At 55.7% G+C, this 12,804-nt stretch carries 15 protein-coding genes; 8 read left to right on the forward strand and 7 right to left on the reverse strand.

The genetic code is table 11. The annotated features are described in order from the left end of the window. Positions 1–2 precede the first annotated feature (2 nt). The 3 genes from J4P41_RS00285 to J4P41_RS00295 are packed head-to-tail and all read right to left on the reverse strand — an operon-like array spanning position 3 to position 1,137. Positions 3–320, reverse strand: coding sequence for a flagellar hook-basal body complex protein FliE (locus J4P41_RS00285; RefSeq protein ID WP_426065708.1), 318 nt, complete (start codon positions 318–320; stop codon positions 3–5). Between the two features lie 3 nt (positions 321–323). Continuing rightward, positions 324–731: a flagellar basal body rod protein FlgC gene (flgC, locus tag J4P41_RS00290; RefSeq protein ID WP_023944765.1), complete on the reverse strand. Its 408-nt coding sequence runs from the start codon at positions 729–731 to the stop codon at positions 324–326. Between the two features lie 13 nt (positions 732–744). Next, positions 745–1,137: a flagellar basal body rod protein FlgB gene (locus J4P41_RS00295; protein ID WP_061932798.1), complete on the reverse strand. Its 393-nt coding sequence runs from the start codon at positions 1,135–1,137 to the stop codon at positions 745–747. A gap of 208 nt (positions 1,138–1,345) precedes the next feature. On the opposite strand from J4P41_RS00295, the gene J4P41_RS00300 reads away from it, so the two are divergent. Together J4P41_RS00300 and fliP are read left to right on the forward strand one after the other, a co-directional pair. Further along, a complete protein-coding gene (locus J4P41_RS00300; RefSeq protein ID WP_426065709.1) occupies positions 1,346–1,639 on the forward strand; it encodes a hypothetical protein in 294 nt (97 codons plus the stop codon). Next, the gene (gene fliP / locus J4P41_RS00305; RefSeq protein WP_426065710.1) at positions 1,636–2,373 is read left to right on the forward strand and encodes a flagellar type III secretion system pore protein FliP; all 738 of its coding nucleotides are present in this window, start codon (positions 1,636–1,638) and stop codon (positions 2,371–2,373) included. The genes J4P41_RS00300 and fliP overlap by 4 nt, the downstream gene beginning before the upstream one ends. 2 nt (positions 2,374–2,375) lie before the next feature. Here the strand turns inward: fliP and J4P41_RS00310 are convergent, their stop codons facing one another. Beyond that, complete coding sequence (locus J4P41_RS00310; protein ID WP_426065711.1) at positions 2,376–3,767, reverse strand: gamma-glutamyltransferase; 1,392 nt, start codon at positions 3,765–3,767, stop codon at positions 2,376–2,378. A gap of 152 nt (positions 3,768–3,919) precedes the next feature. Here J4P41_RS00310 and J4P41_RS00315 point away from each other — a divergent pair, with 152 nt between their 5' ends. From J4P41_RS00315 to folE, 5 genes are all read left to right on the forward strand, one after another. Further along, a complete protein-coding gene (locus tag J4P41_RS00315) occupies positions 3,920–4,735 on the forward strand; it encodes a DsbA family protein (RefSeq protein WP_175266246.1) in 816 nt (271 codons plus the stop codon). A gap of 339 nt (positions 4,736–5,074) precedes the next feature. Beyond that, complete coding sequence (locus J4P41_RS00320; protein ID WP_426065712.1) at positions 5,075–7,540, forward strand: putative bifunctional diguanylate cyclase/phosphodiesterase; 2,466 nt, start codon at positions 5,075–5,077, stop codon at positions 7,538–7,540. 46 nt (positions 7,541–7,586) lie between these two features. Further along, positions 7,587–8,432: a dihydropteroate synthase gene (gene folP, locus J4P41_RS00325; protein ID WP_426065713.1), complete on the forward strand. Its 846-nt coding sequence runs from the start codon at positions 7,587–7,589 to the stop codon at positions 8,430–8,432. Next, positions 8,429–9,316 (forward strand): 2-amino-4-hydroxy-6-hydroxymethyldihydropteridine diphosphokinase, encoded by an 888-nt coding sequence (gene folK, locus J4P41_RS00330; RefSeq protein ID WP_426065714.1) that lies wholly within the window; start codon positions 8,429–8,431, stop codon positions 9,314–9,316. Before folP ends, folK begins: the two co-directional genes overlap by 4 nt. A gap of 8 nt (positions 9,317–9,324) precedes the next feature. Continuing rightward, entirely contained in the window at positions 9,325–9,963 is a 639-nt protein-coding gene (gene folE, locus J4P41_RS00335) for a GTP cyclohydrolase I FolE (RefSeq protein ID WP_426065715.1), read from the forward strand. Positions 9,964–9,969: 6 nt separating this feature from the next. On the opposite strand, the gene J4P41_RS00340 is transcribed toward folE, so the two are convergent. From J4P41_RS00340 to queE, 3 genes are read right to left on the reverse strand one after another with little or no spacing between them, the layout of a single operon-like run. Next, positions 9,970–10,503 carry a 6-carboxytetrahydropterin synthase gene (locus tag J4P41_RS00340; RefSeq protein WP_426065716.1) on the reverse strand — a complete coding sequence of 178 codons (534 nt, stop codon included), beginning with the start codon at positions 10,501–10,503 and terminating at the stop codon, positions 9,970–9,972. Next, complete coding sequence (gene queC / locus J4P41_RS00345; protein ID WP_023944775.1) at positions 10,500–11,201, reverse strand: 7-cyano-7-deazaguanine synthase QueC; 702 nt, start codon at positions 11,199–11,201, stop codon at positions 10,500–10,502. Before queC ends, J4P41_RS00340 begins: the two co-directional genes overlap by 4 nt. Further along, complete coding sequence (queE, locus tag J4P41_RS00350; protein WP_426065717.1) at positions 11,198–11,839, reverse strand: 7-carboxy-7-deazaguanine synthase; 642 nt, start codon at positions 11,837–11,839, stop codon at positions 11,198–11,200. The genes queC and queE overlap by 4 nt, the downstream gene beginning before the upstream one ends. 123 nt (positions 11,840–11,962) lie before the next feature. Here queE and J4P41_RS00355 point away from each other — a divergent pair, with 123 nt between their 5' ends. Continuing rightward, entirely contained in the window at positions 11,963–12,802 is an 840-nt protein-coding gene (locus J4P41_RS00355) for an ABC transporter permease (protein ID WP_426065718.1), read from the forward strand. Positions 12,803–12,804 lie beyond the last annotated feature (2 nt).

Here is a 12,804-nt window from a genome sequence, read left to right on the forward strand (position 1 = left end):
GCTCAGATCGTCATTTTCATGACGTCCTGATACGCTTGCACCATCCGGTCCCGGATGACGGTTGACGTCTGGAGCGCGAGTTGAGCGTTGGAAACGGCTGTGACGATGTGGGTCATGTCTCCGCCACCGTTCAGGCCGGCGGCTGACTGGGTTTCCGCATCATGGCCTGTGGCAATGACGTTCTTGACCGCCTGTGACATGACAGAGCCAAAATCATTGCCGGATGTGCTGTCGGGAACATCGTCCGTCACGCTTGTCTGGAGGCTGTTCTGCAAACTTTGGGCGTAGGCGCTATGGGCCTGGGAAAGGGATGTGATCATGGATTACTTCAGAAGATCGAGCGTGCGCGACAGCATGGTGCGCGAACTCTGCATCGTATTGAGGTTGGCTTCGTAGGACCGTTCCGCCTCGCGCATGTCCATCATCTCCACCATGGAATCCACGTTGGAAATCTTGACGTAACCCTTTGCATCCGCTGCTGGATGAGACGGGTCATATTTCGTCTGGAAGTCTGACATGTCCTGGCCGATATCATGAACATCAACGGAGGATACGCCCGTGTCATCGTCGATATGCTCTGAAAAAGTAATCGTCTTGCGACGATAGGGATCGGCGCCGGGCGTTGACCCGGTCGTATCCTGATTGGCCAGATTTTCAGCGACGACACGAAGGCGCTGGGCCTGTGCGTCCATGCCGCTGGCGGAGATGCCAATGGTATTCGAGAGGTTCATGTGTCAGGGCGCCTTATTTACCAAGAACCGTCTGGAACATGCTCATGTATTTTCCATAGATATTAACCGCGAGGTGCTGCTGATCGTTGACGTCCGCCACCTGTTCCATCTGCTGGTCGAGGGAAACCTGGTTTCCATCCAGCGAACTTTCGGAGTCCACTTCCCGCACGGAAGTATCAGAGGTGCTGACCCCGAAATGGCCGGGTTGTGTCGCAACCGGGGTGATGTCGAACTGGCCCAGAGCCGCCTCGAAGGGAGAGACATCTTTGGGTTTGTAGTCGGGTGTGTCTGCATTGGCGATGTTGCCCGCCAGAACCTGCTGACGGGCCTGTAGCCAGTTCAGGCGGTCCTGACCCAAGGCAAACAGGTTGGTTCCACTGGTTGAGGTGGTGTCTGTGTTGCGCATTGGTGCAGTTTTCCTCCCTGCGGTGCCGGATAGCGGCTCGACAGGAGGGATCATGAATGAAACAGCTTAATAAATGGTTGATGATGGTTCCGATTCTGGAGGATCGGGTGGCTGCGTGATGAGAATTTGAGAAAGAATGGCGCGGTATTAGGCGTCTATTAATCTTTGTCTTGCATCATTCCTTTCAAAGTGAAGGAAACCTGATGCCATGACCCTGCATGACGGTCTGACTGCCTGTTCAGCGCTAATGTTCGTAATTGTGCTGCTTGTCTGCCTCAAGTCGCTGTTGAAGCTCGTTTCGCCGCAGCGTAGCGGTCTGAAAGGCGGGACTGCGGCATTGTCGCTGGTTGGACAGATGGCTTTGGATCGGACGCGGCGTCTTTCGGTCGTGCGCTATGGCAGTCGTGAAGTTCTGGTTTTAACAGGCGGGACACAGGACGTTCTGTTGGAATGGCAGAATGAGGGCGCAGCGTTTACGTCCGCTCTGGAGGATGCCTCGTGAAGCGTTGGGTCCTTTTTCTTGTTTTGGCCCTGCCTTGGCTCATTCCTCATCTGGCTCATGCCCAGGCAGTGAGTATTGATCTGGGGCAGTCTGGGGGAGCTGGGACGACCAGCCGTCTGGTGCAGCTCAGTGCGCTCATCACCGTTCTGTCCCTTGCGCCCAGTCTTCTGGTCATGGTCACGGCTTTTACCCGGATTGTGATTGTGCTGTCCCTGTTGCGAAGTGCGCTGGGTGCGCAGGGTACGCCCCCGAATACGGTTCTAATCGGTTTGGCTCTTTTTCTGACGCTCTTCGTGATGCAGCCGACGCTCCAGAAATCCTGGGATACCGGTGTGGCACCAATGATGGCGGGGCAGGTTGGAGAAATGGAGGGGCTAAGCAAGGCTGCACAGCCATTTCATGATTTTATGGCTGCAACGGCGCGACCGGCCGATATTTCAACTTTTCTGAATATCGCTCATGAAAAGCCGCCGGAAAAGCTGGTGGATACACCTTGGCGGGTGCTGGTTCCGGCCTTCATGATCGGCGAATTGCGCCGTGGTTTTGAAATGGGTTTTTTGTTGTATCTGCCATTTCTGGTCATCGACCTCGTCGTTTCGAGTGTTCTGATGAGCCTTGGCATGATGATGCTCCCCCCCAGTACCGTGTCTCTGCCGTTCAAACTGATCTTTTTCGTGATCGTGGACGGCTGGTCACTGGTGGCGGGGAGCCTGTTGCAAAGTTTTACCGGATAATGTCAGTTTGTGGTGCCAGCGGACAGACCAGCACCACGCGGGTCGGTGTTACCGTGACAGGCGCTACCACTTGCGCAGGTGATCGCATTGACGCGACCAGAACCGGAATGGGAAATCTCGGCCCCTTGAGCAACAGCTCGTGCCGCTTCACCGACGGCATCAGATGCATCATTCTGGCCGGATGCTGCGATCGCTGCGCGGAGACCGCGACGATCCCGTAGGATGGCAGCGGCTAGGAGTGGGCGAGGCGTTGAAGCTGGAGAGGCCCCCAGAACAATCCCGGTATTGCCAGCGATACGGCCCGTACCGAACAGGTTATTCTCGCTCAGACTACAGGCGACAGCCATGCCGTTACGGTCTGTCACGACGAAAGAAGTGGAAGCCGGGAGGGGCAGCAGTGAGCCGCCACCGCTCTTGCCGCTATCCAGCGCAGCCTGTGCGGCTGCAATATCCGTTGCACCCGAGGCGCGCCAGGAAGCAACAGCACCTTGAGCAGAAGCGCCGGTTGTGTAGCGAATTGCAGCGCCCAGTCCACCATCGGCAGGGGGTGCCAGAAAGGCTGCCGTAAGGCCATTGGTCTGGGTCGTCAGAGCAACGGTCTGGATGGGGAGGGTCTTGCGAAGGTCTTCGTCGTTGACGCGTCCACCAGCTTTCTGGGCAGCGGTTGAATAAACGTCAGCCAGTGCGCCGTTGTAGAGATCGCCGACGCCTGCAGAGCGGACGCGTTCGAGAAAGCCTGCGAGGCGTTGCTGGATCAGGCTGTCACCTGCGGTGACCGTTCCAGCCTCACCGCGTCCGAAGATTGCGCGCGCGCCCTCATCTGCCAGGAGGGCTGTCCGGACAACTGACAGGTCGGAGGCCAGCGCGCGGCTGACGGTGACGCCGTTACTGGCAAGGTTCATCGCCGGTGCGATCAGATCATTGAACTCAACAGAGCCATACTGATGCTGGATCAGATAGAGGCCGCGCAGCATGGCGGGCGTAGAGGCTGGTCGGTCTCCGCCAGAACTTGTGCCGGGGAGCGGAAGAAAACTGACACTTTCCGCGGGGGCATTCGGGGGGGAAACAATGCAGGCCCCACCGCCGCCAAAAGAAGCGCGGGAGGGGAGTGTGACACCCAGAGCAAGAGCTGTTGCAACTGCTGCGTCAGCCGCATTGCCGCTGCGAGCCAGAACGTCATGCCCGACCAGAGCTGCCTGGGGTTCGTCAGCGACGACTGTTCCGATACTTCCTGTCAGGGCAGGGGCAGCAGCCGGGCCAACGAGAGAACTGATACCTGGAATGCTGGAACATGCTGACAGGAGGAGCCCCGAGGCTACCGAGGCCAGAAGGATGGAGGCACGGCGTGCGTTGACGATGCCGTGGATGGAAATCTGGTTTCGACGGTGCGCCACCTGGCGTTTCTCCACTCTCTGGTCTTGGGTCCGGCAAGCGAGTTGCTTCGAATGGGAAGCAGCTCTGACGTTCAGTTTTTTCCAGTCATAACGGGTATTGCGCTCTTGTGGGAGGGGCCTTGGCTGCTTCTCTTTGTGACAGTCTTTCTTTAATCATGAGCTGCCGTTACGGTGCCACGACGTCTGCCAATCTGGAGCTGCCCGTGAAACATCCTTTGCTCGCAACGGCTTTTGCCGCTTTTTCCATGTTTTCTCTGAGTGGAAACGTGGCAGGAGCTGCGCCTGCAAGCCAGCCGGAGACCTTCACGCCTGCGCAGCGTGCCGAAGTTGTTCAGATCCTGCGACAGGCTCTCAAAGAAGATCCGTCCATTCTGACGGATGCGATCAGCTCTCTTCGGGAAAAAGCGGAACGGCAAAAACAGGATTCGGCACTCGAGGCTGTGCGGGCTCATCTGCATGATCTTCAGACCGCGCCGGATTATGCGGTGCGAGGTAATCCGAAAGGAAAGATCACGGTTGTAGAATTCTATGATCCGCGTTGTTCCTACTGCCGCGCCATGATCCCGGAAGTTGACCGTTTCCTGGCCCGTCACCCGGACGTCCGGCTGGTTGAAAAGGTCATTCCTGTTCTGGGAAGTGGAAGTGTTCTGGATACGCGCGCTATTTTCGCCGCCAGTGCGCAGGGAAAATACGGCGTCATGCGTCAGGCGCTCATGGAAGATACGACCAAGCCGACCATGGAGCGCGTCATGGAACTGGCAAAGGCGAATGGGCTGGATGCTGATCGGCTCAAGACGGACATGAGTTCGACCGCGACTGTCGCACTGATTACGACCAATCTGGATCAGGGGCGCGCCATTGGGCTTGATGGAACCCCGACCTTTATTTTCGGTGCCGCAGCAGTTGCCCCCGGTGCATTGAGTGCTGATCAAATGGATGCATTTCTGGAGCAGGCTCAAAAATCCTGATCACGTCCTCAGAGTGCACCTCGTCAAATTTTTGAAATTATACCTGCTGTAGGTATTGGCGGCAGGTGATTTCTTTATTGACGGGTTTTTCTTGAAGATAATCTGTGTAATCTTTCTTCATATACCTCAAGCTGCGACATGGCGTCGTCGCTCGATGTTTTAACTGAAACAGAACGCTCCCCTGGTACGGCCCTGATGGCAGACAGAAAAACACGCGAAGCAAGGAGCGCCTTCGCATTGAATTTACTGTTCAATCCCAAGGATAATAAAGAGAAACAGCCGTTTTTTGAGGCTGACGATAATATCTCGCGTTCCAGATCTGTCTTTTTTTGGCGGTATATGCGCAAATTCCCCGTGCTTCGTGCGGTCCGGATATTGGCTCAGTCTTTTCTTCCTGGCCCATCCCCTGTGCCAACGCATTTGCAACCTGCATTTGATTATTCCCGTCTGCGTATTCTGGCACTTTTCCTTCCGTTCTTTCTGTTCGCCCAATTTCTCAGCGCGGCTGTCGCGGGGGGATGCCTGTGGTCATTGGATCACAAAGCAGCCTTTATGCTCGTGGCATGTGTCGAGAGTCTTGTGGGGTTATGGACGATTTTAAAATGGTCCTTTCTCAATAGTTTCTACAGACTGGCCGCCAAAAGCCGGCTGGGTGAGAAGGGGGATGTCTGTGGCGAAAAAATGGAGTTCGCCTGGACCTACGCACAGATTGCCAGATCACTCAGGGTGTTGAATGGCGCCTTGGGGGCTGTCTGGGGATGGTTTCTGGTCTACGTTTTCCATCTTCCAAGTGAACGCATTCATATTCTTGCAGTGATCGTCTGTACGGGGCTTTTTGCGCCGCTATTGCTGTGCTTGGTTGTCAGTGGATCCGTCGAAGCGCTGACTCTTCCTGTCGTTGCGGCAGCCTGTCTTGTGATGGCGCAGCATTTCTGCGGTGCACTGGCATTCATCATTCTTTCGATTTTTCTGGAGATAACAGTCTGCGGTCTGTTCGTGGTGGGGGGCAGTCATCTTGGTCGTTATCTCTTGCAGCGCCTTCTTCTGGATCGCCTTGAACAGCGGGAGCGCAATGAGATCATCAGCATGATGACCCGTGGATCTGATAGTCATACTGGTGATTGGATATGGGTCACTGATGCGGATGGCTGTGTACGGACGCCTTCCGATAAATTTTGTACGATTCTGAACCGATCTTCTGCAGAAATTGCCGGTCTACAGCTTGTTGATCTGTTGGCATTGCCTGTTATTCAACCAGGCAGGCCTTTACCCTGGATTGATGGGCAGCCCATGTCCGATACCGTACATTTCGGTCATTGCCTTGCCAACAGGTTGGCATTCAGAGATCTGTGTATTCCGGTCAGTTCAGGTGGAGAAACGATCTGGTGGCTTATGACCGGACATCCGGTTTTCAGCCAAGGCGTCTTTCAGGGCTACCGTGGGATCGGTGCTGATATTACGAGGCAACGGAATGCAAGGATTCGGTATGCGGCACGAATCCGGCATGATGCTGTAACGGGTTTGCCAAACCGTCTGGCGTTTTGTGAACAGTTGCAAGCCAGGATGCTTGAAAAATCGGCTCAACCTCCATTGTGCAGTCTGATGTTTTTCTCAGTGGACAGTCTGTCTCGTAACGGTGTGAAGACGCAGGATAGCGTTCTACAGGATGTGCTGTTTACCGAAATTGGGAAACGTCTTTTGCAGTTTTCCAAAGAAAAATCCGGCGTAGCAGGACGTTACGGAATAACGGAATTTGCGTTTTCTCCGATCATGCAGGGAGCTGCTTTTACCGGGCCGGAAGAGGCAAAACGGATGGCTCTTGAGCTAATAGCGTTATTTGAGCAGCCTATAATCCTCACTGACGGTATGATCCTTGCTGCCAGTGTCGCGGCCGGGATTGCTCTTGTTTCCTGTCAGGGGCAAGGTCTTGAGGCTCTGCTTGAAGCTGCCGAGGTGGCCCTTCATGCCGCAAAAGGAAAACCCGGAAACCGATATTCATTTTACGAACGCCTTACACAGGAAGATGAGGAACACCAGCAGGCTCTGCTGCAGGACGTCAGCCAGGCTATTCAGGAGAAGAGTTTTTCGCTTGTGTACCAGCCTGTTGTGGATGCCCAGACAGGGGAAATCAATGGATTTGAGGCGCTGTCTCGATGGAGTGGCTCTCGACATGGGCCGCTTTCCATTGAACGACTTATCGGTCTGATCGAGTTTTCAGGGCAGGGGAGCGAATTCGATTTCTGGGTGCTTGAAACGGCCTGTAGGGTTGCCGTTGAATGGCCATCCCACCTCTGGGTTGCTGTTAATATGATGGCGACCCGCTTTTCTCAGCCAGATGTGGCGGAGCGGATTCTGACGATCCTCTCTCATGTAGGTCTGGACCCGCGACGTTTGCAGATCGAAGTGACGGAAATGCTTGGTTTGCGGCCTGAACCCGCCGTTTATCAGGCATTCCGGCTGTTGGATCAGCAGGGTGTCAGGCTCGTTCTGGATGATTTTGGTACAGGATTTTCGGCGCTGAGCTATCTGCGTCTGTTTCCGTTTTCCAAGATTAAGCTCGATACTATCTTTGTGCAGGATATTTTCCAGGATTCCCGAAGCGCGGCCATTGTACGCAACACGATTGAACTTGCAGTAGATCTGGGTATCGCCGTAACGGCAGAAGGGGTATCCTCTCCAGAGCATTACCGCTTTTTGCAGGCGCAGGGGTGCAACGAGGTGCAGGGGTATTTCCTTGGCCGTCCATGCCCTGCGGAAGATCTGGTTTGGGATCCCCTTCCTCTATGTTCTTTTACGCAGGTTTGAGACAGTCCTCTTTGATCGGCCGGGTCGGCAAGGTCACGCGCGTCTGATGAAACAGCATTTTCTGTCTGCCTCTGAGGGGCATGCGCTCTGGCTGTCCAAACCTCATGCCATGGGACGGCCGGCGCTGATGGGCATCCTGAATGTCACGCCGGACTCATTTTCGGATGGGGGTCTTTTTCAGTCTCCCGAAACAGCGCTGGCGCATGCCCGGGAGATGTTGGCGGACGGCGCAGACATTGTGGATATCGGTGCGGAATCCACACGCCCTGGCTTTCGGTCAGTTCCGGCAGATGAGGAATGGGCCAGGCTCGAACCCGTGCTCAGCAGACTGGTTCCTGAAGGGGTGCCTCTGTCGGTTGACACGACGAAAGCCGTCGTGGCCCGTAAAGCTTTGCAAGGTGGCGTACGACTCATCAATGATGTCTGGGGCTTCCATTCAGATCCGGATATGCCGTCGGTTGTTGCGGATAGCGGAGCCTGTGCGGTTATCATGCACAATCGGTATGAAGTGGATGACCAGCTTGATCTACTGGCAGATTGGCGGCGTTTTTTCGATCATTCTCTGGAACTTGCCGAAAAAGCAGGTCTGAAGAGGAAGCGCCTCATTCTGGACCCCGGTGTCGGGTTCGGAAAGACGCAGGATCAGAATGTTCAGGCGATCGCATCTCTCGGAATTCTGAAGCAGGAATACGACCTTCCGATCCTACTTGGACTCTCCCGGAAGTCTCTGTTTGGATATCTGTTGGGGCGCCCGGTAGAAGATCGATTGGCTGGAACGCTGGCGGCTAATCTGGTGGGGGCAGACCTTGGGGCCGATATTCTGCGCGTTCATGATATCCGGGAACATTCTGATGCTCTTTCCGTCCGACGTATCCTCAAGGAGGCTGTATGATTTCGGTGCCCCTGACATCCGTTTTTGTTCGGGATCTGTGCCTGTTTGGATATCACGGCGTTCTGCCGGAAGAGAACCGCATCGGACAGCGGTTCATTATTGATATTGAAATCCGGGCTGATCTGTCAGGCGCGATTGCGGAGGATGATTACAGACAGGCAGTCTGTTACGGCACGCTCTGCGATATCGCAGCGGAAAGCGTCGCCGGTAAGCCGATGGGTCTGATTGAGGCTTTGGCCGGTCGTATTGCGAATGACATTTTGGAGCGTCTGGAACGCGTCGAAGTCGTTCTTGTAACCGTTCACAAGCCATCCGCTCCTGTGCCTTACCCGGTGTCGGAGACAGCCACGACTGTAACGCGACACAGGATTCATGAGGTTGCATTTTCTCTGGGAGCTAATCTTGGAGAACGCGAAGCGACACTCAATGCTGCTCTCGATCGTCTGTCGATGGAAAACGGGCTGGATATCACGGATGTTTCTTCCTTTTATGATAGCGCTCCATGGGGCGGGATTGATCAGCCTTCCTTCGTCAATCTCTGCGCGACGGGTCGTACGACTTTGACCCCTCATGCTCTCCTCAGGGTCTGCAAAGTCATTGAGGGGGATCTGGGGCGCATTCCGGGGACACGATGGGGCGCCAGGGCCGTTGATATCGATGTGCTGTATTATGGTGAGCGTAGCCTGTCCGACCGTATTCTGACGGTTCCGCATCGTCATCTGTTTGACCGGGCTTTTGTTCTCGAACCGCTCGCTGAAATTGCTGCTGACCATGTCATCGGTGGACGGCGGCTGGCGGACGCGCTAGCAGTCCTGCCTCGCACCAGCGGAGACGTAACCCGGCGTGATCCGGATTGCACCGCGTCAGGGAACGAAGGAGCCTGAAACCCGCCATGACCGATCTGAACGCTACTGCCATGACCGCCTGCAAAGACGAACAGCGACCGCTGGGCGCTTTGTCACGGCCTGCGGATGCGGAAGAACGGCTTGCCAATGCTGTCCGGACCATTCTGGAAGCCGTGGGTGAAAACCCGGAGCGTGAAGGCTTGCAGGATACGCCGCAACGTGTGGCCAAGATGTATCTGGAAGTTTTCGGTGGCCTGTATGAAGATCCGCGGGAGCATCTGAAGACGCAGTTTTCCGCAGATCAGCATCATGGCGCGGTGATTGTGAAGGATATTCGTTTCCACTCCATGTGCGAGCATCATCTGCTCCCGGTGCATGGCAAGGCTCATGTGGCCTATTTGCCAGCAGGTGGCCGCCTGACAGGTCTCAGTAAGCTGGCGCGTGTTGTGGAAGGTTTTGCCCGTCGCCCACAGCTTCAGGAGCGTATGACCGATCAGGTTGCTCAGGCCATGGAAGATGTTCTGGCGCCGGAAGCCGTTCTGGTCGTAATCGAGGCCGAGCATATGTGCATGAGTATGCGCGGCGTTCGCTCACCCGGCTCTACGACCGTGACAACCGTGGCTCGTGGAACATGGAAACACGATCACGCCGCGCGGATGGAAATTCTGTCGCTCCTGCGCGGCTGAAAACTTTCAGAAGTCTGAAATGCTCATATCAGCCCGGTTCCACCAGCACTCCTGGGGAGCCCGGCTGACTTTCGGAAGATAAAATGCCGAATCACCCGTCAGGCGCACGGTGTTGGTCGGTGTTTCTTCCAGTTCCAATGCGTGAACACGCAGACTGGTCTCCTGAGCGGCCAGAATAGCCGTCAGTTTGGCGAGCAGAAGAGCGGCCATAACTTCGGTTGTCGGGTCGCCGGGCGTGACGACGATCCTGCGCGCACGCTCAGGTTCATGATCCCGAAACCAGGAAAGAAGAGGGTCATGCTCTGAAAGCTGAAGAGCATGATCGAGGCTGTTATCCACAAAATCATGCCAACGCGTTTTGGCGTCTGCAAATGGCAGGATCATGTTCTGATGACCGTCCAAGCGCGTCTCTTCAACGGGTCTGAGTGTTACCTTCACATATTCATTGTGACCGTGCGGAATGGCGCATTTCTCGCTGCCCCCGGTGATCAGCCGGTGGCCCATGCAGAAACGGCGGGTGAAGACGAGTTCTGCCGTCATGCCTTGCTCTCGCAGTATCGACGCCAGCCATCCGCACGGAGTTCACAGGCCGGGCAGGTGCCGCAGCCATAACCCCAGGCGTGATGATGGGTCCGGTCTCCCATGTAGCACGAGTGACTCTCATGGTTGATCAGATCAACGAGTGTCTTTCCGCCGAGTTCTTCCGTCAGATCCCAGGTCTGTGCCTTGTCGATCCACATCAGAGGCGTGTGAAGGACGAAACGCTGGTCCATGCCAAGATTAAGCGCGACCTGAAGGGCCTTGATCGTATCGTCCCGGCAGTCCGGATAGCCCGAATAGTCGGTTTCACATACGCCAGTGACGATGTGCTTGACGTTCCGGCGATAGGCAAGGGCTGCCGCGAAAGTCAGAAAGATCAGGTTGCGGCCCGGTACGAACGTATTCGGTAGGCCGCTCTCGCTGAAACCAATTTCCGCTTCGCGTGTCAGGGCCGTTTCAGAAATTGCACCAAGAGAGGCGAGATCAATCGTGTGATCTTCGCCAAGGCGCGCCTTCCACTCAGGGGAATGCTCGGCCATTCGAGCGCGGAGCGTGTCCCGGCATTCAAGCTCTACGAGATGGCGCTGGCCATAGGCATATCCGACAGTCTCGACCCGATCAAAACGGGATAGCGCCCAGGCCAGACACGTTGCGGAATCCTGGCCGCCAGAAAACAGAACGAGTGCGGCGTTGCTCATGGGATTCCGATCAGTTTGTGAGTTTGCAGGGACAGGCGCCAGCGAGGGTGGGCGAGGCAGTAAGCCACCGCAGCCTGTGTGTTTTCCAGTCGTGCAGGACCATCCATAGGCTGAAGCCAGAAATGCTGGAACGACAGGCCATCGAACATTTCAGGCGGAAGTTCGGCCTGTGGATAGACAAGCTTCAGTTCCGCACCGCTGGTCTGAACAAGAGGACCGCCCGGCTTGGGGCTGACGCACACCCAGTCAATTCCAGCAGGTGCGACAATTGTCCCGTTCGTCTCGACGGCGATTTCAAACCCCTTGGCTTTGACAGCGGCAATCAGTTCCGCATCCAGTTGCAGGAGAGGTTCGCCACCCGTGAAGACGACATAACGTCGGCTACTTTCGTCCGCAGCACTTTTCCAGCACTGCTCAATGGTTTCGGCTAGATCGGCAGCGGTCTTGAAGCGGCCACCGCCTTCACCATCCACTCCAATAAAGTCCGTATCGCAGAAGCGGCAGGCCGCCGTCTCGCGGTCCTGCTCCCGGCCTGACCACAGGTTGCACCCGGCAAACCGGCAGAACACGGACGCACGGCCCGTCTGCGCACCCTCTCCTTGGAGAGTTACGAACATTTCCTTCACAGCATAAGACATGACCGCAGCATGTCGACGAGGATGACGCCAGATGCAAGGGAAAACATTCTTTTATGGCTCGGGATGTATTTCCAGAGGTGCGCAGGGGTGGGCAGAACCCTCTTTCATGGTAGGGAGAGGCTCATGGAAGACAGCAACTCCCGTACTCCCATACTTGATCTCTCGCCACAGAGAGGATTCGGCCGTGTGCGGGCCGCCCTGAATGACCTGAAGGCGGGTATCCGCCTGCTGCCGCTTGCGCTTGCGCTGGGCTGGCTGGATATCAAACTGCGCTATCGCGGCTCGATCCTTGGACCATTCTGGCTGACGCTTTCAACGGCCATCATGGTTGCGGCCATGGGGGTCGTCTATGGCTACCTTTTCCACATGGATCTGCCCCACTACCTGCCGTTTCTGTCACTGTCGATTGTTCTGTGGGGATATATCAGTGGTGTCATCAATGATGCTGCGACAGTCTTTACTCAGAGTACGTCTCTCTTCCACGCAAGGCGCATTCCTGCGACGCTTCCTGTTATCCGGCTTGTCGTTCGCAACGTGCTGACGTTCTTGCACAATGTCGTGGTGATTGCTGTCGTGTTCGGCATTTATCATGTCTGGCCAAAGCAGAGCTGGAGCCTGCTGGTCAGTCTGCCCATCTGGTTCCTGGACAGTTTTGCAATCATTCTTCTGATTGGCATGCTTGGTGCCCGTTTCCGCGATATTGCGCCAATCATGTCCTCGATCCTTCAGATCTTCTTCTTCGTCACGCCTGTGATCTGGAAACCGGATCTGATTTACGTGGGACGACAGTATCTGCTCTTGGACCCGTTCTACCCAATTCTTGAAATCATGCGTGGTCCTCTGATGGGCTATGATGTGCGTTCCTCTTTATGGATCGCAGCGATTGTGCAGGGCGTTCTGTTGTGGGGGCTGGCTGCGGCCCTGTTCTGCCGGATGCGCGCCCGTATCCCTTACTGGATCTGACC

Source organism: Gluconobacter sp. NFX36 (assembly GCF_049887835.1).
Taxonomy (GTDB): Bacteria; Pseudomonadota; Alphaproteobacteria; order Acetobacterales; family Acetobacteraceae; genus Gluconobacter; species Gluconobacter japonicus_A.

Excerpts from the sequence above, each read along its gene's own strand:
- queE (WP_426065717.1), bottom strand. The coding sequence starts at position 11,839 with ATGTCTTATGCTGTGAAGGAAATGTTCGTAACTCTCCAAGGAGAGGGT.
- J4P41_RS00340 (WP_426065716.1), bottom strand. The coding sequence starts at position 10,503 with ATGACGGCAGAACTCGTCTTCACCCGCCGTTTCTGCATGGGCCACCGG.
- J4P41_RS00295 (WP_061932798.1), bottom strand. The coding sequence starts at position 1,137 with ATGCGCAACACAGACACCACCTCAACCAGTGGAACCAACCTGTTTGCC.
- folK (WP_426065714.1), top strand. The coding sequence starts at position 8,429 with ATGATTTCGGTGCCCCTGACATCCGTTTTTGTTCGGGATCTGTGCCTG.
- J4P41_RS00355 (WP_426065718.1), top strand. The coding sequence starts at position 11,963 with ATGGAAGACAGCAACTCCCGTACTCCCATACTTGATCTCTCGCCACAG.
- folE (WP_426065715.1), top strand. The coding sequence starts at position 9,325 with ATGACCGATCTGAACGCTACTGCCATGACCGCCTGCAAAGACGAACAG.
- J4P41_RS00300 (WP_426065709.1), top strand. The coding sequence starts at position 1,346 with ATGACCCTGCATGACGGTCTGACTGCCTGTTCAGCGCTAATGTTCGTA.
- folP (WP_426065713.1), top strand. The coding sequence starts at position 7,587 with ATGAAACAGCATTTTCTGTCTGCCTCTGAGGGGCATGCGCTCTGGCTG.
- J4P41_RS00320 (WP_426065712.1), top strand. The coding sequence starts at position 5,075 with ATGCGCAAATTCCCCGTGCTTCGTGCGGTCCGGATATTGGCTCAGTCT.
- flgC (WP_023944765.1), bottom strand. The coding sequence starts at position 731 with ATGAACCTCTCGAATACCATTGGCATCTCCGCCAGCGGCATGGACGCA.
- queC (WP_023944775.1), bottom strand. The coding sequence starts at position 11,201 with ATGAGCAACGCCGCACTCGTTCTGTTTTCTGGCGGCCAGGATTCCGCA.
- J4P41_RS00285 (WP_426065708.1), bottom strand. The coding sequence starts at position 320 with ATGATCACATCCCTTTCCCAGGCCCATAGCGCCTACGCCCAAAGTTTG.